Genomic DNA, 20,639 nt, shown 5'->3' with positions numbered 1-20,639 from the left:
CAACCCAAACGTGAGAAAAACCTCACATTTTCCGCGCGGGAGACAGCTTTGCGTGAAAGCTTCGACTACGGTGGCACATCATGATTGTTCTGTAGGGCTAACTAATCTTGCCCACAGCTCTTCATAAAACCGTTCCCCATCAGCTCAAAAGAGGAAAGATGCCTGTTACTATGCTGCATTCCATGCCCCGCCCGGCCGTGCTTTTCGCCGGACAAGGCTCCGATTGGCAGGGTTTCATCACCACCGCCGCGCAGTCTGCCGCCACTGCTGACACCCTGCGCGAGACCCTCGCCCAGGCACGCAGCCTCACCGGCCCCGCCGCACGCACCATCGCCTCCACGTGCCCCGGCGCGCTCGAGCGCCTCGAGCAGCTCATTGCGGGTTCCACCGAGTCCACGTCCCTCGATGCCCTGCCGGCGGTCTCCATCCCCGGCATCGTCCTCGGCCAGATTGCCGCTATCGAGCAGCTGCGTGACCTGGGCGTCGACATCGACGAGCGCGCTGGGCATTCGCAGGGCAGCTTGGGCGCGTTGGCCGTCGACAAGCCAGCGCAAGCCCTGGCCCTGGCCATCCTGATGGGCACCGCCGCCAGCGCGGTCAACGGCTCCGATCCGCGCTCCCAGATGCTGTCCATTCGCGGCCTGGAGCGCAGCTTCATCACCGAGTACCTGCACGGCACCGCCGCCATCGCCGTGGTCAACGGCCGCCGCCACTTTGCGCTGTCCGGCAGCCCGGAGGACCTGGCTGCCACCCGCACCGCCATCGACGAGGCCGTGAAGAGCTTCAACGCCGAGCTGGAGAAGCGTACCGTCGGCGGCGATGAGCTCAGCCCCCGCTTTGATGAGCTGCCCGTGGCCCTTCCTTTCCACAACCCGGTGCTCGCCCCAGCGGCCGAGCGCACCGTGACGCTGGCTAAGCAGTGCGGCCTCGACGCGGATGAGGCCCGCGCGCAGGCCGAAGCCATCCTGGTCACCGAACACGACTGGCCGGCCACGCTCGCCGCGCTCGACTCCGAGCACCTCATTGTTCTCGACCGCGCCTTGGCGAACATCACCCGCCGCGTGGTGGAAGGCACGGGAGTCACGGTGGTCTCGGCCGCCACCCCGCAGGAGCTTGATGCGCTGGCGACGCCGGGCGCTGAACTGCCCAAGGCCCTGAACTACGCTGACTTCGCCCCGCGCACCATCGAGCTTCCCAACGGTCGCACCTATACCCAGACCCGCTTCTCCGATCTCACGGGCCTGTCCCCGATCATGCTGGGCGGCATGACGCCGACCTCCGCTGATGGTGAGATCGTGGCCGCGGCAGCCAACGCTGGCCACTGGACGGAGATGGCCGGCGGCGGCATGTACTCCGATGAGGTCTTCCGCGCCCACCTGGCCACAATGGAGCAGCACCTGCGCCCTGGCCGCACGGCGCAGTTCAACACCATGTTCTTTGACCGCTTCCTGTGGAACCTGCACTTCGGCCAGGCGCGCATCGTGCCCAAGGCACGCGCGGCCGGTGCGGCTTTCAACGGCGTGTGCATCTCCGCCGGTATCCCGGAAGTAGAGGAAGCTGGCGAGCTGCTGGACCGCCTTCACGCCGATGGTTTCCCCTTCATCTCCTTCAAGCCCGGCACCGCGAAGCAGATCCGGGATGTGCTGGCCATCGCCACGACCTACCCGGAGGACCGCATCATCATGCAGGTCGAGGACGGCCACGCCGGCGGCCACCACTCCTGGGTCAACCTGGATGACATGCTGCTGGATACCTACGCCGAAATCCGCCAGCACCCCAACGTCTACTTGGCAGTCGGCGGCGGCATCGCCTCCCCGGATCGCGCCACCTCCTACCTCACCGGTGAGTGGGCGAAGAAGCACGCTATGCCGGCCATGCCTGTCGACGCCGTCTTCCTCGGCACCGTCGCCATGGCCACCAAGGAAGCCAAGGCCACCGATTCGGTGAAGGACCTGCTGGTCAACACGGAAGGAATTTCGCCTTCCAAGAACGGCGGATGGGTCGGCCGCGGCACCGGCGCGCACGGCGTGGCATCCTCGCAGTCCCACCTGTTAGCGGACATCCACGACCTGGATAATTCTTTCGCTGCGGCCTCGCGCCTGATTACTTCCTTGAGCATCGAGGAATACCCGGCCCACCGCCAGGAGATCATCGACGCCCTGGCCAAGACCTGCAAGCCTTACTTCGGCGATGTGGAGTCCATGACCTACGCGGAGTGGCTCGAGCGCTTCGTGGAGCTGGCCCATCCGTTCGTGGATCCCAGCTGGGATGATCGCTTCTTCGATCTCCTGCACCGCGTTGAGGCCCGCCTGAACCCGGCCGACCACGGCCAGATTGAAACCCTCTTCCCCGCTGTGGAAGCTGTGCACGATGCCCCGCAGGCCGTGGCCAAGCTGCTGGATGCTTACCCTGCCGCACGCACCACCGAGGTCTCCGCGCGCGATGCCGCCTGGTGGATTTCCCTGCACTACAAGCACGTCAAGCCCATGCCGTGGGTACCGGCCCTGGACGGTGACCTGAAGTCCTGGTTTGGCAAGGACACCCTCTGGCAGGCACAGGATGAGCGCTACACCGCTGACCAGGTGCGCATCATCCCCGGCCCCGTGGCCGTGGCGGGCATTACCAAGAAGAACGAGCCCGTGGCGGACCTGCTTGCCCGCTTCGAGCAGGCCACCACGGATGCGCTGCTGGAGCAGGGAGTCAAGCCGCAGAAGGCTTTCTCCCGCCTGAACTCCGCCGCCGATGAGGCCGCATTCCTGCGCACTTCTCCTACCCTGCTGTGGCACGGCCACCTCATGGCCAACCCGGCTTATGAGATGGATGAGAACGCCTTCGACCTGCGCCAGGATGCTGAAGGCAACTGGGAGATTGTTATCACGGCGGACTCCTATTGGGATGACCTGCCGGAGGAGCAGCGCCCCTTCTACGTTCGCGAGGTCACCGTCCCTGTGGACCTGCCGGAGGATGTAGCCACGGGTGGCTCCCCGGTGGTCTCCGAGGAGCGCCTGCCTAACTCCGTCTTCACCCTCCTGGAGGGCTTGGCTGGTGTCGGCTCCACGGCAGAGCAGGGCGATGAGATCACTAAGATGCCCACCGTCGAGTCCGGCTACTCCTTCCACTTCCCTGCTTCGCTGCTCTCCGCACACAGCGCGGTGACCTGCGGTGAGTCCTCCACAGAGAAAGCCGGCACCCCGGATGTCCTGGTCGGCCCGTGCTGGCCGGCCATCTATGCCGCGCTCGGCTCCGGCCGCCTAGAGGATGGCTACCCGGTCATCGAAGGCCTGCTTAACGCGGTGCACTTGGACCACGTCATCGACCTGCGCGTGCCGCTGGAGCAGCTTGCCGACGGCCGCCAGATCGACGTCACCTCCTCCTGCACCGCCATCGAGGAATCCGTCTCCGGACGCATCGTCACGGTGGAGCTCGAGCTCAAGGATCACGCTTCCGGTGACATCGTAGCCACGCAGATGCACCGCTTTGCCATCCGCGGCCGCGCCACCGGCACCGCCGCACCGAGCCTGGCACCGGAGTGGGGCGGCGGCAAGTCCGCCACCAAGGTGGTACCAACGCCGCGCTCCTTCGTCGACCGCGCCACCGTCACCGCCCCGCAGGACATGACGCCGTTTGCGCTGGTTTCCGGTGACTACAACCCGATTCACACGTCCTATAATGCGGCCCAGCTGGTTAACCTGCAGGCACCGCTGGTGCACGGTATGTGGCTCTCGGCCGCTGCACAGCAAGTGGCAGGGCGCCACGGCCGCGTGGTGGGTTGGACCTACTCCATGTACGGCATGGTGCAGCTGGGTGATGACATCGAGGTCACCGTCGAGCGCGTCGGCCGCAAGGGCATCCACCAGGCCCTCGAAGTCACCTGCCGCATCGAGGGCGAAGTCGTCTCCCGCGGACAGGCCCTGCTTGCCGCGCCGACCACGGCGTACGTCTACCCCGGCCAGGGCATCCAGGCCGAAGGCATGGGCAAGGGTGACCGCCAGGCCTCCCCGGCAGCGCGCGAGGCCTGGCGCCGCGCCGATGTGCATACCCGCGAGAACCTCGGCTTTAGCATCCAGAAAGTCATCGATGAGAACCCGACGGAGCTCACCGTTCGCGGCACCACCTTCCGCCACCCGCAGGGCGTGCTGCACCTGACCCAGTTCACGCAGGTGGCCCTGGCTGTGGTGGCCTATGCCCAGACCGAGCGCCTGCGCGCCGAGGACGCCCTGGCCCCGACCTCCTATTTCGCCGGCCACTCCCTGGGCGAGTACACCGCGCTGGCCTCGCTGGCGAATATCTTTGACCTTGAGGGTGTCATCGACATCGTCTACTCCCGCGGCTCCGCCATGGGCAGCCTGGTCCCGCGCGATGCGGAGGGCAACTCCGAGTACGCCATGGCGGCACTGCGCCCGAACATGGCCGGCATTGATGCAGACAGCGTCGACGCCTGGGTGGCTGAGGTCTCCGAGGCCAGCGGTGAGTTCCTGGAGATTGTTAACTACAACATCCGCGGCCAGCAGTACTCCGTCGCCGGCACCAAGAAAGGACTCAAAGCCCTGGTGGACAAGGCCAATGCCATCGCCCCGCGCGCGGCGGTCATGGTCCCGGGTATCGATGTTCCTTTCCACTCCCGCGTACTGCGCGAGGGCGTTCCGGCCTTCGCGGAGAAGCTCGATGAGCTGCTGCCGCAGGAGCTGGATCTGGATGCCCTGGTAGGCCGCTACATCCCGAACCTGGTGGCCCGCCCCTTCGAACTCACCCAGGACTTCGTCGACGCCGTGGCACCGCTGGCTCCCTCCGGCAAGCTGGACGGGCTGAAGGTGGAGGACCTGAACGAGCACGAGCTCGCCCGCCTGCTGCTCATCGAGCTGCTGTCCTGGCAGTTCGCTTCGCCTGTGCGCTGGATTGAGACCCAGGAGCTCCTCTTCGGCAAGGTCGAGCAGATCATCGAGGTCGGCTTGGCTTCTTCCCCGACGCTGACCAACCTGGCTTCCCGCTCGCTGGCTGTTGCTGGCATCCCGGAGGGCACCATCCGCGTGCTCAATGTGGAGCGCGACCAGGAGCAGGTCATGCTTGCCGACGTCTCCGAAGCCTCCGCCGCCGAACCGGCACCGGAATCCGCTGCGGAGGAAGCTCCGCAGGCCAGCGAGGCACCAGTCGAGACTGGCGAGGCTCCGGCTGCGGCCGAGCCAGCTACACCGGCTCCTGCACCTACCGCGTCAGCTGCCTCCGGCGACGCCCCCGAGCTGCGTTTTGGTGCGGCGGAGGCCATCATGGTGCTCTTCGCCTTCCAGAACAAGATCCGCGTGGACCAGATCACGGACTCCGACACCGTGGAAGAGCTGACCAACGGCGTGTCTTCGCGCCGCAACCAGCTGCTCATGGACATGTCGGCGGAAATCGGCGTGCCGGCCATCGATGGCGCCGCCGATGCCGACGTGGCCACGCTGCGCGAGAAGGTCGCCACCGCCGCCCCGGGCTACTCCGCTTTCGGCCCGGTTCTGGGTGAGGCCGTCGGCGCGCGCCTGCGCCAGCTCTTCGGCGCTGCCGGTCTCAAGCCCACCGCCGTGGCGGACTACGTCACCGGAACCTGGGGCCTGCCCGAATCCTGGGTTGCCCACGTCGAGGCAGAGATCCTGCTCGGCTCCCGTGAAGAGGACTCCGTGCGCGGCGGCTCGCTGAGCACCGTGCCGGCGAGCGCTACCTCGAAGTCCGCAGCACACGAGCTGATCGACGCCGCCGTCCAAGCCGTCGCCGCTACCCACGGTGCCTCCGTGTCCAAGGGCGCGGCCGCCGGTGGTGCCGGTGGCGGTGCCGTGGTCGACTCTGCTGCTTTGGATGCTTTCGCCGAGACCGTCACCGGTGAGAACGGTGTGCTGGCTACTGTCGCCCGCCAGGTTCTTACCCAGCTGGGTCTGGACTCTGAGCCGGAGCTCATCGAGGCGCCGGATACCACCGTCATCGATGCCGTCGAGGCAGAGCTCGGCTCCGGCTGGCTCAAGTCCGTCACGCCCTCCTTCGATGCGAACAAGGCCGTGCTTTTCGACGACTCCTGGGCCATCGCCCGCGAGCGCCTCGCCCGCCTGGCACTGGGCCAGGCCGAGTACCCGGTGAACAGCTTCCGCGGTGCCGGCGAGGATCTGGCGCGTCAGGCGCGCTGGTGGAAGCGCGAGGATATCGCCAAGGCCGCAATGGACACCACCCCCGGCGCGTATGCCGGTGAGGTTGCCCTGGTCACGGGTGCTGCCCCTGGTTCCATCGCCACCGCGCTGGTGGAGCGCCTGCTGGAGGGCGGCGCAACCGTCATCATGACTGCCTCTCGTGTCAGCCAGGCCCGCAAGGAATTCGCGCGCACGCTCTACGCCGAGCACGGGGCTGCTGGTTCCGCCTTGTGGCTGGTCCCGGCAAACCTGTCGAGCTTCCGCGATATCGATGCGCTCATCGACTGGATCGGCTCCGAGCAACGCGAGTCCGTGGGCAACGAGGTCAAGATCCTCAAACCGGCCCTCACTCCGACGCTGGCCTTCCCCTTCGCCGCGCCGAGCGTATCCGGCTCGCTGGCGGATGCCTCCGGCACCACCGAGGCGCAGGCCCGCTTGCTGCTGTGGTCCGTCGAGCGCACCATCGCGGGGCTGGCAAGGCTGAGCCAGGAGGATGTGGACAAGCGCTGCCACGTTGTCCTGCCGGGCTCGCCCAACCGCGGCACCTTCGGTGGCGACGGCGCCTACGGCGAGGTCAAGGCAGCACTCGATGCCATCCTCAACAAGTGGAAAGTCGAAGCCGGCTGGCCGCAGGGTGTCACGCTGGCGCAGGCCAAGATCGGCTGGGTCGCCGGCACGCACCTCATGGGCGGCAACGATGGGCTGGTGCCCGCCGCCGAGAAGGCCGGCATCAAGGTGTGGAGCCCGGAGGAGATTTCCGCCGAGCTCATGGACCTGGCCAGCGCCGATTCGCGCGAGCAGGCAGCTCACGCCCCGCTGGAGAAGGACCTCACCGGCGGCTTGGAGGGCTTCTCCCTCAAGGAGCTCGCCGCAGATGTGGAGCCGGCAGGAACCACTGGCGCAGCTGCACATGAGGAAAAGGACGCCCCCGCCACCATCACCGCACTGCCCAACCAGGTACAAGCAGTACAGCCTGGCCTGGAGGAAGAAGTTGGCCAAGTCACCACGGACCTGGAGGACATGGTGGTCATCGCCGGTATCGGCGAGGTCTCCTCGTGGGGCTCCGGCCGCACGCGCTTCGAGGCCGAGTATGGCCTGCAGCGCGATGGTTCTGCGGAACTGACCGCAGCCGGTGTGCTGGAGCTGGCTTGGATGACCGGGCTGGTGGAATGGCGCGAGGACCCACACCCGGGCTGGTTCGTCGTGGAGAGCGATGAGGAGATCGCCGAGGAGGACATCTTCGAGCGCTTCCGCGATGAGGTCGTCGCACGCTCCGGCGTGCGCACCCTGACGGATAAGTACCACCTCACCGACCGCGGCTCCATCGACCTGACCACCGTCTTCCTCGACCGCGACGTCACCTTCACCGTGGATTCGGAGGCCACCGCCCGCGATATCCAGGACGCGGACCCGGAGTTCGTCAGCATCGTCGAGGAGGACGGCGAATGGCAGGTCACCCGCCGCCAGGGTGCCACCGTCAAGGTCCCGCGCAAGGCCACGCTGACCCGCACCGTCGCCGCCCAGATACCGGATGACTTCGACGCTGCCAAGTGGGGCATCCCAGAGCACATGCTCGACTCCCTGGACCGCATGGCGGTGTGGAACCTGGTCAGCGCGGTGGATGCCTTCACCCAGGCCGGCTTCTCCCCGGCGGAGCTGCTGCGCTCCATCCACCCGGGTCAGGTGGCCACCACGCAGGGCACCGGTATCGGCGGCATGGAGTCCCTGCACAAGGTCTTCGTCACCCGCTTCCTCGGTGAGGAGCGCCCGTCGGACATCCTGCAGGAAGCCCTGCCGAATGTCATCGCGGCGCACACCATGCAGTCCCTGGTGGGCGGCTACGGTTCCATGATTCACCCCATCGGCGCCTGCGCTACCGCAGCGGTGTCGATTGAGGAGGCCGTGGACAAGATTGCCTTGGGCAAGGCCGATGTGGTCGTGGCCGGCGGTATCGACGATGTCCAGGTGGAGTCCCTCCAGGGCTTCGGCGATATGAACGCCACCGCGGAGACCGCCAAGATGACCGCCAAGGGAATCAATGATCGCTTCATCTCCCGCGCCAACGACCGCCGCCGCGGCGGCTTCCTCGAAGGCGAGGGCGGCGGCACGGTCCTGCTCGTTCGTGCCTCATTAGCAGCCGACTTAGGACTGCCGGTGCTCGCGGTGGTCGCGCACGCCGCCTCCTATGGCGACGGCGCCCACACCTCCATCCCGGCCCCTGGCCTGGGTGCGCTGGGCGCTGGCCGCGGCCGGGAGAACTCCCGCCTGGCACGTTCGCTGCGCGGTCTGGGCCTCACCCCCAACGACGTCAGCGTCCTGTCTAAGCACGACACCTCCACCAACGCCAACGACCCCAACGAGTCGGAGCTGCACTCCCTGCTGTGGCCAGCGATTGGCCGCGATGAGGATCAGCCGATGTTCGTCATCTCCCAGAAGACGCTCACCGGCCACTCCAAGGCGGGTGCCGCGCTCTTCCAGACAGGCGGCATCATCGACGTCTTCCGCACGCACCGCATCCCGGCGAACGTGTCCCTGGACTGCGTCGACCCGCTCATCGCCCCGAAGGCGCCGAACCTGGTGTGGCTGCGCTCCCCGCTGGACCTCGCAGCGGCGGGCCACAGCGTGAAGGCCGCCGCACTGACCTCGCTTGGCTTCGGCCACGTCAGCGCTCTCATTGTCTACGCCCACCCCGGCGTGTTTGAGCAGGCTGTGTCCCAGCAGCGTGGGGTGGATGCCGCTTCCCAATGGCGTGAGCGCGCCGAGCAGCGCCTGCGTACTGGCCGCGCCCACTTTGAGGCCGGCATGTTGGGCCGCGCCCCGCTCTTCGAGGTCATCGAAGGCCGCCGCCTCCCGGCACGTGACGCCAAGGCCGCCGAGATTGCCATGCTTCTCGACGACTCCGCGCGCCTCACCGATAACGGCACCTACCCCTCCGCCTAAGGCGCTGGCCCCTAACAGCAAGCCCTAAGAACAAGCCGAGGACGTCCGCAAAGAAGCGGGCCTCCTCGGCTTCTTTTCTGCCTGCGCACATATCACTACGTGATAGTTTTCCCATAATGCACCGTTTACTTAATTACGAGACTTCCACGACTCAGGGGTGAAACATGGATATTGAGAAGTTCCTCATCACAGCAGTCGGCTCGCTCAGCGTCATTTCCCTTATCGGTTGGCTCATGGCTGATTATGAGTGGGCAACCAAGACCGCAACGGTTATAGGGTTTGGATTCCTCATCTCGGCCCTCCTCAATAAACGCAGGCGAGACAAGGCCGCGGGCCACCGCCGGGTAGCTGAAGAATCTGCGCAGTGACAACTCACCGGCTGGGCACGCAGCGCGGAAGATACACCTTCCCTCGGCTGCACAACTGCCCTATCTGCCAAACTTAGCGCCGATCCATGCAACGCGGGGCCAAGGTTTTGGCAACTAGGCGCGTTCTTCCTCTGATTCTTCTGCCGGCTCGTCCTGCGCCCGCCGCGCATTATCTGAAATCTCACGCGCTCTCTGCTCCAAGCTCTCCTGGGCGCGGGCCTGGGCTTGGGAGGAGCTATCGGCACGCGGCGGGGCTTGGATGAAGCGCTCGGAGTGCATTCCCAGTTGCAGCTCCTTGGCGCGCAACACCTCCGCATCAATCTTGATGCCGACGATCAGCACAGTGTTCATCAACCACGTGGCCACGAAGACCGCCATGACCGTGCTCAACGCACCATAAGCGCTGGCCGCAGCGAGGTACTTCAGGTAGAGGCCTACCAAACCCCAGGACACGACCGTGCCTACAAGCGCCACCACGGAACCGGAGGTTATCCACCTAAAGCGCCCGGGACGCACGTTGGGACCGAAGTGATAGAGCACCGCGATCAGCGTGAGAACCACAACCACAGTGACTGGGAAGCGCAGCCAGTTCCACACCGGGAGGAAGATTCGTACCAAGTATGTGGCGGCATCCTCTAGTCCTACGTTGCGTGCAAGCGGAATCAATCCTTCATTAAGAACTGCATCACGCAGCAAGTTGGCAAAGAGCACGATGACCGCGCCGACCACAATGACTGCTGTCAGCCCCCACATCAGCGCCCACGTGCGGATGATGCCGCGGCCTTCCACCCGGCCGTACACGGTATTGGCTGTCCGCGAGAAGGCCCGCACATACGCCGACGCCGAAAACAGCGAGATGGCCAGGGAGATGATCAGAGCCAACGTACCCTGCGCGCTGGAGCCGATAATCGTGCCGACGACCGTATGGGCTTGTTCTGATAGCGACCCGGGAACGTATTGCTCAATGAACTCAGAAGTCAGCTGCTCCACTTCCGCTTGGCGGGAGGAGAAGATAAGCGTAGCGATGGAATAGGCGGCCAGCACCGTAGGTGCAAAAGCCATGAGCGTGAAGTAGGTCATCCCGGCGGCGCGGTCCATGAAGGCATCGTGGAAGAAGTCATTCCACGTGCGGCGGATGACCAGCCCCCAGCTCTCCTTGCGCAGGCGGTTACCTTTAGCGAGGGGGTTGCGCTCATCATCGTGGCCTTCGACTTCAAGGATGGTCGAGCTCTTAAACGGCACGATAGTCTCTGGCTCTTCGGCCGGAATTGCGTTGCCTCGGGTCTCCTCTTCGCTCATATCTGACCAGCGTATGCGGCACAGCCCGCATACAGGGGAAGGACACTCAGACCACAGGCTAAGCCGTGGTTACACTGGGGAGGCATGACTGAGAAGAACACCGACAACAAGATCAACGTAAAGTCCTTCGAGCTTGACCACCGGCTTGTCGACGCCCCCTATATTCGCGTCGCCGACCGCACTGACCTGGGCGGCGGGGTCGAGATTATCAAGTATGACCTGCGCTTCTGCCAGCCCAACAAAGAGCACCTCGGCACCGAAGCACTGCATTCGGTCGAGCACATGATGGCCAACTTCATGCGCAACTACACCGACAAGCTCATCGGCTTTGCACCAATGGGCTGCCGTACCGGCTTCTACGCCATCACCAACGGCATGGAACAGGACGAGCTGCTCCGCGCTGTCGAGGGCGCACTAAATGACATTCTCAATGCCACCGAGGTTCCTGCCGCCAACGAAGTGCAGTGCGGCTGGGGCGCCCACCACTCACTCGAGGGCGCACAGGAGGCCGCACGCGATTTCCTCGCGGCCAAGGATGAGTGGCTCAACGTCATGGCCTAGCCACCCAAGTCCTCCTTAAATGCTCACACCCAGCCAGATGGGCTCCGGCTCCAGCGTCACGCCGAAGGCCTTCTGAACCCCGGCGCGGATGTCGCGGGCCAGCGCAACGATGTCGTCTGCGGTGGCCTCACCACGGTTGGTCAGCGCCAGGGTGTGCTTAGTGGAAAGTGTTGCCTTCGCGCCCGACTCTTCACCTGGGTAGCCCTTGGCAAAGCCAGCGCGCTCGATGAGCCAGGCAGCGGAGAGCTTTTCCTTTCCTTCTCCAGATGCGGTGCCGCTTGCCGGCACCGCATGGCGGGGCATGCGGTCAGCATCCTCGTCGCCGCGGGCGGCGCGGACGGCTTCCTGGATGGAGTCAGCAAGCTGCGGCTCCACGATGGGGTTGGTAAAGAAAGAGCCGGCTGACCAGGTGTCGTGGTCGTCTGGGTCGAGCACCATGCCCTTGCTGCGGCGCAGCTTCAGTACTTCCTCGCGGACGTCCGCGACCGGGCGGCGCTCACCGGGGTTCTGAGTGAGCTGGCCAAAGCGCAGGGGTGTGGACAGCCCATCGGTGGTCAGCTGCAGCTCAATAGCCAACACCACGCCGCGGCCAGTGAACTTCAGGTTGGAGTAACGGTAGGCCAGCTCCAGTTCCTCGGCCGGTACCCACGTCGCGGTGCGGGTAGCGCGCTCGTAGAGGTAGACCTGCGTGAGGACGTCGGAGGTCTCCGCACCATAGGCGCCGACGTTCTGTACCGGTACGGCACCCGCATTGCCCGGGATGCCGGAAAGGCACTCGATGCCGCCCAGACCGCACTCCACGGTCAGGGCCACGACGTCATCCCACACCGCGCCCGCATCAGCGCGCACGAGTCCGTTGGCCACGGTGACGTCGATGTCCTCGAAGTCGAGGGTGACCACCACGACATCCAACTGGCCTTCCGCCACCACGAGGTTGGAGCCGCCGCCGACAACGAGGTAGTCCTGGGAGGACTCGTCAAGCGCTGCCAACGCAGCGATAGCGGCCTCAGCGCTGGCGCAGCGCACCGTCACCAGCGGTGCACCACCGATGCGCAGCGTCGTGAGATCGGCGAAGGTGGTCTCGGAATCCAGAGTGACTCCGTCAATGTCAGCGAGGGTCAGGAATTTATCTAGCACGTCTACCAAGGTAGTCTGTAACTCATGTCAACCCGTAGCGAAAACACCGTTATCATCAACCAGCCCATCGATAAGGTGCACAAGGCACTGACCACACGGGAGTACTGGGACTTCATCGTGGCCAAGCTGTCCCCGGAACCGGGTACCGTGCACGAGTTCACCGGCAACACCGCCGTGCTCTACGAAATTCTTCCGACCTCCCTCCTCCCGGAGGCTGTTCGCGCCATGGTCTCCCAGGACCTGAAGGAAAAGCGCACCGTGACCATCGGCGAGGTTGTCGATGATCAGATGTCCGTCTCCTTCCTCGCTGACGTCAAGGGCACCCCGGTCGACTTCAAGGGTGACATCACCTACAAGGCCCAGGATGAGACCACCGTTCTGGATTACGTCACCGAGGTTTCCGTCAACATCCCGATGATGGGCGCTGCCATCGAGCCGAAGGTCGCTGAGGCTCTGCAGGAGCTCTACACCAACGAGGGCAAGCTCACCGAAGAGTGGATCTCCAACAACCTCTAAACAACTCCCTACACCACAGTTGTTGCTATGGCCGATCACGCGCATAACCTGAAGGCTCAGGAAAGCGCTGGTCGGCCTTTCGGCGTTGTTACCCGCGGCACCACCAACCCCAACCGGCTGCGCCGCTGCGATCGCTGGATGGTGGCGCACCCTGAAATCTCTTCGCTGCTGCGCTCCACGAGTAAGCCGCTGGCTCTCGACGTCGGCTACGGCGCCTCCCACACCACCACCGTGGAGTGGGCCGGCTGGCTGCGCAGCGTTAACCCGAATACCCGGGTAACGGGCCTAGAGATTTCCCCCGAGCGTGTCTTGCCGCCGCGCGATGGCGTCACCTTTGAGCTCGGTGGCTTCGAGCTTGCCGGCTACCGCCCGCAGCTAGTGCGCGCCTTCAACGTGCTGCGCCAGTATGACGTTGACCAAGTAGAGAAAGCCTGGAACACGGTGACCTCGCGTCTTGCTCCGGGCGGCTTCTTCGTGGAGGGAACCTGCGATGAGCTAGGGCGCAGGGCGGCCTGGGTGCTTCTCAGCGCCGCCGGTCCACGCACGCTGACCCTCGCCTGGGATCCCTTCGACGTTCAGCGCCCCAGCGATATCGCGGAGCGCCTGCCCAAGATCCTCATCCACCGCAACGTGCCGGGTGAGCCAATCCATGAACTCCTGCAAGCGGCCGATGCCGCCTGGGACCGCGCCGCCGGCTGGTCTCCTTATGGACCGCGGGTGCGCTGGCGCATGGCGCGTAAAGAACTCCGACAGACAGTGCCCATCCATCCGGTGAACCGCCGCCTGCGGGATAACGTGCTCACAGTGGATTGGGAACTCGTAGTTGGCCAACTTTAAGCCCGTGCGCCACACTAGTAGTCATGGCTTCTTCTAAATCTCCCGCCTCAACGGCCTGGAAAATTTTCATCGGCGTGCTCGTTGCACTCCTGCTCATCATCTTGGTAGCTGAGCTCGGTATACGCTGGTTCTTGGGCTCACAGATGAAGAGCGAATTCACCCAGTCCGCCAAGGAGCAAGGCGTGGAGACCTCCGAGGAACCGGAGGTGAGCTTTGGTGCCAGCCCCATGGTCTTTGGCATGCTCAACGGCAAGATTCCGCAGATGGATATGAAGACCCCGTCCACGCTACAGATTGAGGGCACTAACATCATCGGCCAACCGGCCGCTGATATTCACGTCGAAGACATGACGCTGTCCCAGGAGCCGGTCGCGGGCACGCTGCGGGCTTCGACGACGGTCCCGGATCAATTCCTACTGGCCAGCTTCCAAAAGGCTATTGCTGAGCAGTCTGGCTATGACGCGCTGGGCAACCTCGTGGTGACCGCGATTACCGCCAACGATGCCGAGGATGACCTCGAAGTGGAATTTGCCGGTGGCCTGGCCACGCTCTCACTCAAGCCGGAAGCTCGCGACGGCAAGCTCGCCATCGATGCGAAGGAAGCATCGCTCTTCGGCTTCGACCTGCCCGAGCAGGCCACCTCCGCGATTTCGAATGCCTTGGCCGAAGGCATGGAGGAACAGCTCGCGGGCCAGCAGCTGACCTTCGAATCCGTGGATGTTGGGGCTGGCGAACTCACGCTCACCCTCATTGGCCACGACGTTCCGATGAGCGAGCTCGATTCTGCCACCGCACCAGCACAGCAGGCACCGGCTAATTAAGAATTAAGACTCTCCACGGAGAGCTGCGTATCCAGGGCTTCGTCGTCTGACACGACGGAGCCCGTTTCAATGAGGCACTGATAGCCCGCCTGTTCGGCAGCACGCACATACTCCGGCAACGGCAGAGCTGGATGCTCAGGAAGAATGAGCCCCAAGCGCACGGGCAACGGGCAGGCTTCGCGGAGGGTGACGAGCTCGGAGAGCAGCGAGGTGGCATCCCCTAGCAGCGCATCCACCGCAACCCATACCTCTGCGGCACCTGATTGCACGGCCAGCCGCGCTTCTGCCGCCTTCACCAAAGAGTGGTGGCGCCCGGTGGGATAGCCGGCAACTGCAATGACGTGCTCGGCGCCCTCGGCGGCAAGCACGTGGTGCGGGGAGACAAGCACTCGCTGCTGCCCCGCCGATTGGTCCCGCACCTCCTCCACGGAGGCCTCAAGCAGATTCAGCATTAGTAGGAATAATCGCCGTTGATGATGGCCTTGAGCTGCGGGCGCACATCGAACCAGTACACACCGGTGATGATGGCGCCAATCCAGCTGACAAAGGGCAGCGGCAGGTTCATCAACAGGGCAGAGCCGACGAGCAGCCCCACCCATACCCACTTGTTCTGGCGGTCACCGGCGCGGAAGGCGTCCTCCCGCGTCATCGCTGCCAGAACGGCACCAACGAGGGCGAAGAGGGATACCGCCATGAAAATGTACTGCGGTATCGACGCAATAATGTTCAGAAAAGTGTGCATCAAGAAAGACTAACTAGTTCTCGTCAACTACTTCGCCGTCAATGACATCGTCATTCGGCTTCGGGGCATAAGGGTTGCGCGGGCTCTGCGGCTCCTGCGGCTGCTGGGCATGCTTGCCCTCCGCGCGCTGCTCCTTGGCATTGTTGATAGCGCCCTGCACACCCTCACGGGTTTCGGTGAAAGCGGTGTTGAAATCCTCGCGAGCCTTCTCGAAGGACTCCGAGTTGCGGGTCTCACGCGCTGCGGAAGAAACGGATTCCCCGAGGTTCTTCGCCGTGGAGGTCACGCGATCAAAGAAAGACTCCTCCTTCGCGGTGCCATCTCCCATGCCCGCCTCATCGGCGGCGCGGGCGATGCGATCCGCCTGCGCACTCTGAGCTTGGTTCTGGCGCTCTTCCTTGAAACGGCCACCAAAATCCTTGGCCACATCAAAAGCAGAGGAACCGGCATTCTTGATTGAGTCAAATACGGACATGGTCGTCACTCCTTGTTAGACGCCAAAAAGCAGATGATTAACAGTGTAGATAACCAACCCAGCCAGCGCACCCACGACCGTGCCGTTGAGGCGAATGAACTGCAGGTCCTTGCCCACCATCAGCTCGATATTCTCGGAAGCCTCCTGGGCATCCCAGCGCTTAATGGTCTCTGGAATAATCGCGATGATCTCCGGCGCGAACTTCTCCACCGCGTAGCGCGCGGCCTTATCCACCAGCTCGTTGGCTTGAGCCAGGAACTCCGAATCCTCCAACAGACGGTGCGCCAATTCCTTCACCTTGGCGGTGATCTTCTGACGCAGGAAGGACTCTGAGTCGGTGAGCTGCTCAATGAGCGTGGAGGAGACCGTCGCCCACATCGCCGCCGGGGCTTTCTGCGCCTGATCGGAGGCCAACATCTCCTGCTTGATTCCTTCGATGCGCCCACGCATATCCTCATCCCACTGCAGGTCCGAAGCCAGCTTGGACAGGTTGCGGCGAATGGCTAGGCGGGCTTCGTGGTTGCCGTTGCGGCGGACCTCATCAGCGAACTCCACGAGCTCGGCATAGACCTTCTCCCCCACCATCTCGCGGGCAAAGCGCGGCGCCCAGCCTGGCATGCGTTCATCGATGGCGGTGACCACAGTGGATTCCATGCCAAGGATCTTGCCGTGCGCCCACTCGATGAGGTCATCCTCCAGCGGGCGAGCCTTGCCGTCTGCAATATAGCCCTCCAGCAGGCGCCCCAGCGGCGGGCCCCACTCCGGCTCTGCCAGACGGTCCATGACTTGGGTGCGAATGAACTGCTCCGCCTCCGCCGGGTCTAGGTCTGCGACCACACTGGCTGCGCGCTCACCAATCCACGCGGAGACCTCCTCCGCCCGCCCAGGCTCCACGCCCTGGCGCGCCAGCCACAGCGGTATCTCCGCCTCCCGCACCTTGGCGCTGAGTGCATCCGCGGTGAGGAAGTTCTCCTCCACGAAGTCCTTGAGTGCATCACCCACGCGGTCCTTGTTGTTGGGGATGAGTGCTGTGTGCGGGATGGGCAGCCCCATGGGGCGGCGGAACAGCGCGGTCACGGCAAACCAGTCCGCCAGTCCACCGACCATGCCTGCCTCCGCTGCCGCACGCACGTAGCCCACCCAGACCGGAGCCCCGCTTGCCGACGCCTGCCACCACGAGCACCCCAAAAAGATCACCGCCGCACCAATCAGGAAGGACAACGCAATCGCCTTCCAGCGGCGCAGGTCCGCCCGGCGCGCCTCCTGGTTTCCTGGCTGCGGTACAAACGACGTCTGCGACGCCGACGTTTCCTGAGCCGGCTCAAGCCCTGCGTCCGCACGGTGCGTCATGGGTTGGTTCTCCTTGGGGTAGCAAAGACGAAGTGAAGCTTCGCCTTATAACACTAGTGTGCGTAGGAGACGCACTCGGCCGCCGCATCAGAACTACCGCTGAATTCTTTCTGAAGTCCTCACCAGCATGCTGGAAACACCAGATATAGCGTTCTGAGGATGACGAACTGTGAAACAATCAGAGAATTAGTAGATAGAACAATTCACACAAATTGGTAATGCTTTATGTCTAGCACTTCAGAAATTCTCGACTCTATTACGCCGAAACAAAACTCCAAGGTCAACAGCCTTAATGCTGCAATCTGGCAGACCGCCGACGACTACCTACGCCTTATCGTCCCCGCGGAAAATTACGGTGACTACATCATCCCGTTCACAGTGCTTCGCCGACTCGAAGGGCGCTTGGAATCCACCAAACAGGGCGTACTTGACCTCGTTCACCGTGAAAACACGAAGGGGACAGACCCCGCAATCGTTGCTCTCAAGATCGAGAATCTGTTCAAGCTCCGCTTCTGGAACACATCTGAACTGTCACTGGAGCGCTTGGCAACATCAGATGACGCTCTCAAGCCAGGATTGAAGCAATATCTCAACACCTTCTCCCCGAACATTCTTGAGGTTTGGGATGCGTTCGAGTTTGACAAACTCATCGATTTCCTCGACCGCAACAATCAACTCTGGAATGTGGTTAACCACTTCGCGTCCATCGACATGTCTGATGAAGCGCTCCAGGACCAGACGATGGGTGACATCTTTGAGAACCTGATGTATCGCTCCTTCGCCCGCAAAGCGAAGGATGCCGGTGAGTTCTACACCCCACGCGACGCGATCCGTCTCATGACTTCCATCTTGTTTACCTCTGATGACACCGAGTTAGAGGAAGACGGCATCATCCGTTCCGTCTATGACCCAACTGCCGGTACATGCGGCATGTTGATCGCTGCTCGTGATGCGCTGCGTGCAATCAACCCCGGCATTGAGGTTGTTATTGCTGGACAAGAGTTGAAGGAATCTTCCTTCGCAATGGGTAAGTCCGACCTACTCATGCAGGGTTTCAAAGACCCGGAGGTGCTCAAATTTGGTAACTCACTGACCAACGATCAGTTCTCAGGAGATACGTTCGACTACATCATGGCGAACCCTCCCTACGGCTCGTCCTGGAAGGCATTCCAAAAGGACGTTAAGGAACTGCAAGACCAGGGCGATCCCCGTTTTGCTGAAGGGCTACCCGCTGTCAGTGACGGACAGATGCTGTTTTTGATGCACATCGCGCACAAACTTGCGCCAGCTGATGGAGCCACGAAGGGCGGGCGTGCTGCGGTGGTTACGAATGGCTCTCCGCTGTTCACCGGAGATGCCGAAAGTGGTCCGGATAGTATCCGCAAATACCTCATCGGTGCACAAGGCGGGACTGAAGTTCTTGACGCAATCATTGCGCTACCAAATGACATGTTCTACAACACCGGCATTGCCACCTACATTTGGATTCTTGATCAGAACAAGGAACCGCGTCGCCGTGGCAAGATCCAGTTCATCGATGCAACTGAGATTTACGCTCCTATGCGCAAGAACATGGGACAAAAGCGCGTCGAATTTTCCGAGGCCAATATTCGCGAAATCACCAAGATTTACAGGGATTTCGAGGAATCTGAGCGCTCCATCATCGTCACCGCTGATGAACTCACGTACCGCGACGTGCCGATGTTTAAGGTGGCGCACTACGCCGTAAACATGACTGATGAGACGGTTACAGAAGCCATGAAGCACAAGTCTGCTTTCCCCGCGCACGAGGACGTTGTCCGCGAGATGAAAGGACGCGATTACAACGATCTACCGAAGGCGCTAAAAGCATCTGCCAAGGTACACGGCGTGAAGATGGGCGCACCGCTTCTCAGACACATCATGAAATCACTTGCAGTTGAAGACGAGAACGCGCCCGCTTCCCTCGATGAGAAGGGACTTCCCGTTGTGGATGCATCCTCGAAGGTGATTGAGCGTGTGCCGTACCTGGAGGACGTATCCGAGCACATGGAGCGTGAAGTGTTGCCGTTCGTCCCGGATATGCAGTGGGATGAATCCTTGGCAAAGGTGGGCACAGAACTGCCGTTGACGCGTCTGTTCTACAAGCCGGAAGAGTCCCGCTCCTTGGAAGAGTTGGACGCAGATATTGCTGCCTCCCTGGAACGTATTTACGCAATGTTTGGGGAGGTACGTTCAGATGACTGAGTTCCAGCCAAGCAAGTTGGGGTTAATCTCCGCAATCTTGCAATCGAATGTCGATAAGAAATCAAAGCCGGATGAACCCGCTGTCGAACTGTGCAACTACACGGACGTTTACTACAACGACACGATCACAGCGGATTTAGATTTCATGAAAGCAACCGCTTCTCCGGATCAGATTGAGAGGCTCCGGTTGTCGGAGGGTGATGTCATTATCACAAAGGACTCCGAAACAGCGGATGATATCGGCATCCCGGCATACGTAGAATCAACTCATGATTCGCTCATCTGCGGTTATCACTTGACAATTCTTCGTGCTCATCCCCAAAAAGCTTTCCCAAAGTTTCTCTACTATTCGATGCTCGCTAGGGAAACCGGCGAATACTGGGAAAAACGAGCAAACGGAGTTACTCGTGTCTCGATTCCTCAGCAAGTAGTTTCGTCATTGACAATTCCACTTCCCGATCTCGAGACCCAGCACCGTATCGCGGATTACCTCGATAAGGAAATCAGCGAGATGGACGCGCTGATTGCCGAGCTGGAAGCGCTGGTGACTAACCTTCAGTCTCGAAAAGTGCTTCTAACTGCAAGAATCACGTCTCAAGACGAGAGCGGGAAAAAGTACCCAACGTATCCAATTGGTCTTCTCTTTGGAAATATAGGAAGCGGAACTACTCCTAGGGGAGATGAGTGGTACACGGAGCCATCAAAGAACGGAATTCCATGGGTAACCACCTCTGAGCTTCGAGAGATTAGTATTACTGAAACAAAGAAATACGTCACCCAAGAAGCGATTGAAAAAGTTCCGGGATTACGCACACACCCTGCGGGATCGATTTTGATTGCGATGTATGGCGCGACCATCGGTCGATTTGGAAGGTTGAGTGTACCCGCTAGTTGCAATCAGGCATGCTGCGTTCTCTCAAATCCCTATAAGATTGATCCGGACTTCTTCTATTCAAGTTTATGGGCGAAGAGGGGTGAGCTCATACTGCTTGGTAGTGGTGGGGGACAGCCCAACATCAGTCAGGACGTAATTAGACGTTTCGAGATGCCAGTTCCACCTATTGAAGAGCAACGAAGAAAAGCGAAAAGGCTTGAACAGGAAACTTCCGAGATGGACTCCCTCATCGAGGAATCCACTCAACTCATCGAGAACCTGAAAGCACGTAAGACAGCTCTGATCACTGAAGTCGTTACCGGGCGGAAAGAGGTCTAATC

14 protein-coding genes are annotated in these 20,639 nt (G+C 62.2%); 8 read left to right on the top strand and 6 right to left on the bottom strand.

The features are described from left to right. The first annotated feature begins 158 nt into the window (after positions 1-158). Both HMPREF2996_RS10705 and HMPREF2996_RS10700 read left to right on the top strand, forming a co-directional pair. Positions 159-9,092 carry a type I polyketide synthase gene (locus tag HMPREF2996_RS10705; protein ID WP_070731339.1) on the top strand — a complete coding sequence of 2,978 codons (8,934 nt, stop codon included), beginning with the start codon at positions 159-161 and terminating at the stop codon, positions 9,090-9,092. A gap of 164 nt (positions 9,093-9,256) precedes the next feature. Then, the gene (locus tag HMPREF2996_RS10700; protein WP_070719015.1) at positions 9,257-9,460 is read left to right on the top strand and encodes a hypothetical protein; all 204 of its coding nucleotides are present in this window, start codon (positions 9,257-9,259) and stop codon (positions 9,458-9,460) included. 114 nt (positions 9,461-9,574) lie between these two features. Here HMPREF2996_RS10700 and HMPREF2996_RS10695 read toward each other — a convergent pair whose 3' ends face one another. Next, entirely contained in the window at positions 9,575-10,759 is a 1,185-nt protein-coding gene (locus HMPREF2996_RS10695; RefSeq protein WP_246823032.1) for a YihY/virulence factor BrkB family protein, read from the bottom strand. An 84-nt stretch (positions 10,760-10,843) separates the two neighbouring features. On the opposite strand from HMPREF2996_RS10695, the gene HMPREF2996_RS10690 reads away from it, so the two are divergent. Next, positions 10,844-11,320: an S-ribosylhomocysteine lyase gene (locus tag HMPREF2996_RS10690; RefSeq protein WP_070731337.1), complete on the top strand. Its 477-nt coding sequence runs from the start codon at positions 10,844-10,846 to the stop codon at positions 11,318-11,320. Between the two features lie 15 nt (positions 11,321-11,335). On the opposite strand, the gene HMPREF2996_RS10685 is transcribed toward HMPREF2996_RS10690, so the two are convergent. Beyond that, positions 11,336-12,457 (bottom strand): UDP-N-acetylmuramate dehydrogenase, encoded by a 1,122-nt coding sequence (locus tag HMPREF2996_RS10685; RefSeq protein ID WP_070731335.1) that lies wholly within the window; start codon positions 12,455-12,457, stop codon positions 11,336-11,338. Positions 12,458-12,481: 24 nt separating this feature from the next. Here HMPREF2996_RS10685 and HMPREF2996_RS10680 point away from each other — a divergent pair, with 24 nt between their 5' ends. The 3 genes from HMPREF2996_RS10680 to HMPREF2996_RS10670 are packed head-to-tail and all read left to right on the top strand — an operon-like array spanning position 12,482 to position 14,631. Then, complete coding sequence (locus tag HMPREF2996_RS10680) at positions 12,482-12,973, top strand: DUF2505 domain-containing protein (RefSeq protein ID WP_070731333.1); 492 nt, start codon at positions 12,482-12,484, stop codon at positions 12,971-12,973. A 27-nt stretch (positions 12,974-13,000) separates the two neighbouring features. Further along, the gene (locus tag HMPREF2996_RS10675; protein ID WP_070443992.1) at positions 13,001-13,810 is read left to right on the top strand and encodes a class I SAM-dependent methyltransferase; all 810 of its coding nucleotides are present in this window, start codon (positions 13,001-13,003) and stop codon (positions 13,808-13,810) included. A 23-nt stretch (positions 13,811-13,833) separates the two neighbouring features. Further along, positions 13,834-14,631 (top strand): LmeA family phospholipid-binding protein, encoded by a 798-nt coding sequence (locus HMPREF2996_RS10670; protein WP_070443995.1) that lies wholly within the window; start codon positions 13,834-13,836, stop codon positions 14,629-14,631. Here HMPREF2996_RS10670 and HMPREF2996_RS10665 read toward each other — a convergent pair. From HMPREF2996_RS10665 to HMPREF2996_RS10650, 4 genes are read right to left on the bottom strand one after another with little or no spacing between them, the layout of a single operon-like run. After that, positions 14,628-15,083, bottom strand: a complete 456-nt coding sequence (locus HMPREF2996_RS10665; RefSeq protein ID WP_070731331.1) for a deoxyribose-phosphate aldolase — start codon at positions 15,081-15,083, stop codon at positions 14,628-14,630. The two genes, HMPREF2996_RS10670 and HMPREF2996_RS10665, sit on opposite strands and share 4 nt — an antisense overlap. Continuing rightward, on the bottom strand, positions 15,083-15,373 hold the full coding sequence (locus HMPREF2996_RS10660; RefSeq protein ID WP_070731329.1) for a DUF2516 family protein: 291 nt from the start codon (positions 15,371-15,373) through the stop codon (positions 15,083-15,085). The genes HMPREF2996_RS10665 and HMPREF2996_RS10660 overlap by 1 nt, the downstream gene beginning before the upstream one ends. Positions 15,374-15,386: 13 nt before the next feature. Continuing rightward, a complete protein-coding gene (locus tag HMPREF2996_RS10655; RefSeq protein ID WP_070711008.1) occupies positions 15,387-15,848 on the bottom strand; it encodes a CGLAU_01105 family protein in 462 nt (153 codons plus the stop codon). A 15-nt stretch (positions 15,849-15,863) separates the two neighbouring features. After that, entirely contained in the window at positions 15,864-17,198 is a 1,335-nt protein-coding gene (locus HMPREF2996_RS10650; protein ID WP_070645750.1) for a DUF445 domain-containing protein, read from the bottom strand. Positions 17,199-17,423: 225 nt separating this feature from the next. Between HMPREF2996_RS10650 and HMPREF2996_RS10645 the strand changes: the two genes are divergently transcribed. Together HMPREF2996_RS10645 and HMPREF2996_RS10640 are read left to right on the top strand one after the other, a co-directional pair. Beyond that, positions 17,424-19,424 carry a type I restriction-modification system subunit M gene (locus tag HMPREF2996_RS10645; protein WP_070645748.1) on the top strand — a complete coding sequence of 667 codons (2,001 nt, stop codon included), beginning with the start codon at positions 17,424-17,426 and terminating at the stop codon, positions 19,422-19,424. Continuing rightward, entirely contained in the window at positions 19,417-20,637 is a 1,221-nt protein-coding gene (locus tag HMPREF2996_RS10640; protein ID WP_070645746.1) for a restriction endonuclease subunit S, read from the top strand. The genes HMPREF2996_RS10645 and HMPREF2996_RS10640 overlap by 8 nt, the downstream gene beginning before the upstream one ends. The last annotated feature ends 2 nt before the right edge of the window (positions 20,638-20,639 follow it).

The organism is Corynebacterium sp. HMSC066C02 (genome assembly GCF_001814945.1).
Lineage (GTDB): Bacteria > Actinomycetota > Actinomycetes > Mycobacteriales > Mycobacteriaceae > Corynebacterium > Corynebacterium aurimucosum.
Note: the sequence above shows the minus strand (reverse complement) of the source record. Positions and strands in the feature narration are given on the sequence as shown.

Excerpts from the sequence above, each read along its gene's own strand:
- HMPREF2996_RS10660 (WP_070731329.1), bottom strand. The coding sequence starts at position 15,373 with ATGCACACTTTTCTGAACATTATTGCGTCGATACCGCAGTACATTTTC.
- HMPREF2996_RS10670 (WP_070443995.1), top strand. The coding sequence starts at position 13,834 with ATGGCTTCTTCTAAATCTCCCGCCTCAACGGCCTGGAAAATTTTCATC.
- HMPREF2996_RS10650 (WP_070645750.1), bottom strand. The coding sequence starts at position 17,198 with ATGACGCACCGTGCGGACGCAGGGCTTGAGCCGGCTCAGGAAACGTCG.
- HMPREF2996_RS10690 (WP_070731337.1), top strand. The coding sequence starts at position 10,844 with ATGACTGAGAAGAACACCGACAACAAGATCAACGTAAAGTCCTTCGAG.
- HMPREF2996_RS10665 (WP_070731331.1), bottom strand. The coding sequence starts at position 15,083 with ATGCTGAATCTGCTTGAGGCCTCCGTGGAGGAGGTGCGGGACCAATCG.
- HMPREF2996_RS10705 (WP_070731339.1), top strand. The coding sequence starts at position 159 with ATGCCTGTTACTATGCTGCATTCCATGCCCCGCCCGGCCGTGCTTTTC.
- HMPREF2996_RS10695 (WP_246823032.1), bottom strand. The coding sequence starts at position 10,759 with ATGAGCGAAGAGGAGACCCGAGGCAACGCAATTCCGGCCGAAGAGCCA.
- HMPREF2996_RS10640 (WP_070645746.1), top strand. The coding sequence starts at position 19,417 with ATGACTGAGTTCCAGCCAAGCAAGTTGGGGTTAATCTCCGCAATCTTG.
- HMPREF2996_RS10655 (WP_070711008.1), bottom strand. The coding sequence starts at position 15,848 with ATGTCCGTATTTGACTCAATCAAGAATGCCGGTTCCTCTGCTTTTGAT.
- HMPREF2996_RS10680 (WP_070731333.1), top strand. The coding sequence starts at position 12,482 with ATGTCAACCCGTAGCGAAAACACCGTTATCATCAACCAGCCCATCGAT.
- HMPREF2996_RS10645 (WP_070645748.1), top strand. The coding sequence starts at position 17,424 with ATGTCTAGCACTTCAGAAATTCTCGACTCTATTACGCCGAAACAAAAC.
- HMPREF2996_RS10700 (WP_070719015.1), top strand. The coding sequence starts at position 9,257 with ATGGATATTGAGAAGTTCCTCATCACAGCAGTCGGCTCGCTCAGCGTC.
- HMPREF2996_RS10675 (WP_070443992.1), top strand. The coding sequence starts at position 13,001 with ATGGCCGATCACGCGCATAACCTGAAGGCTCAGGAAAGCGCTGGTCGG.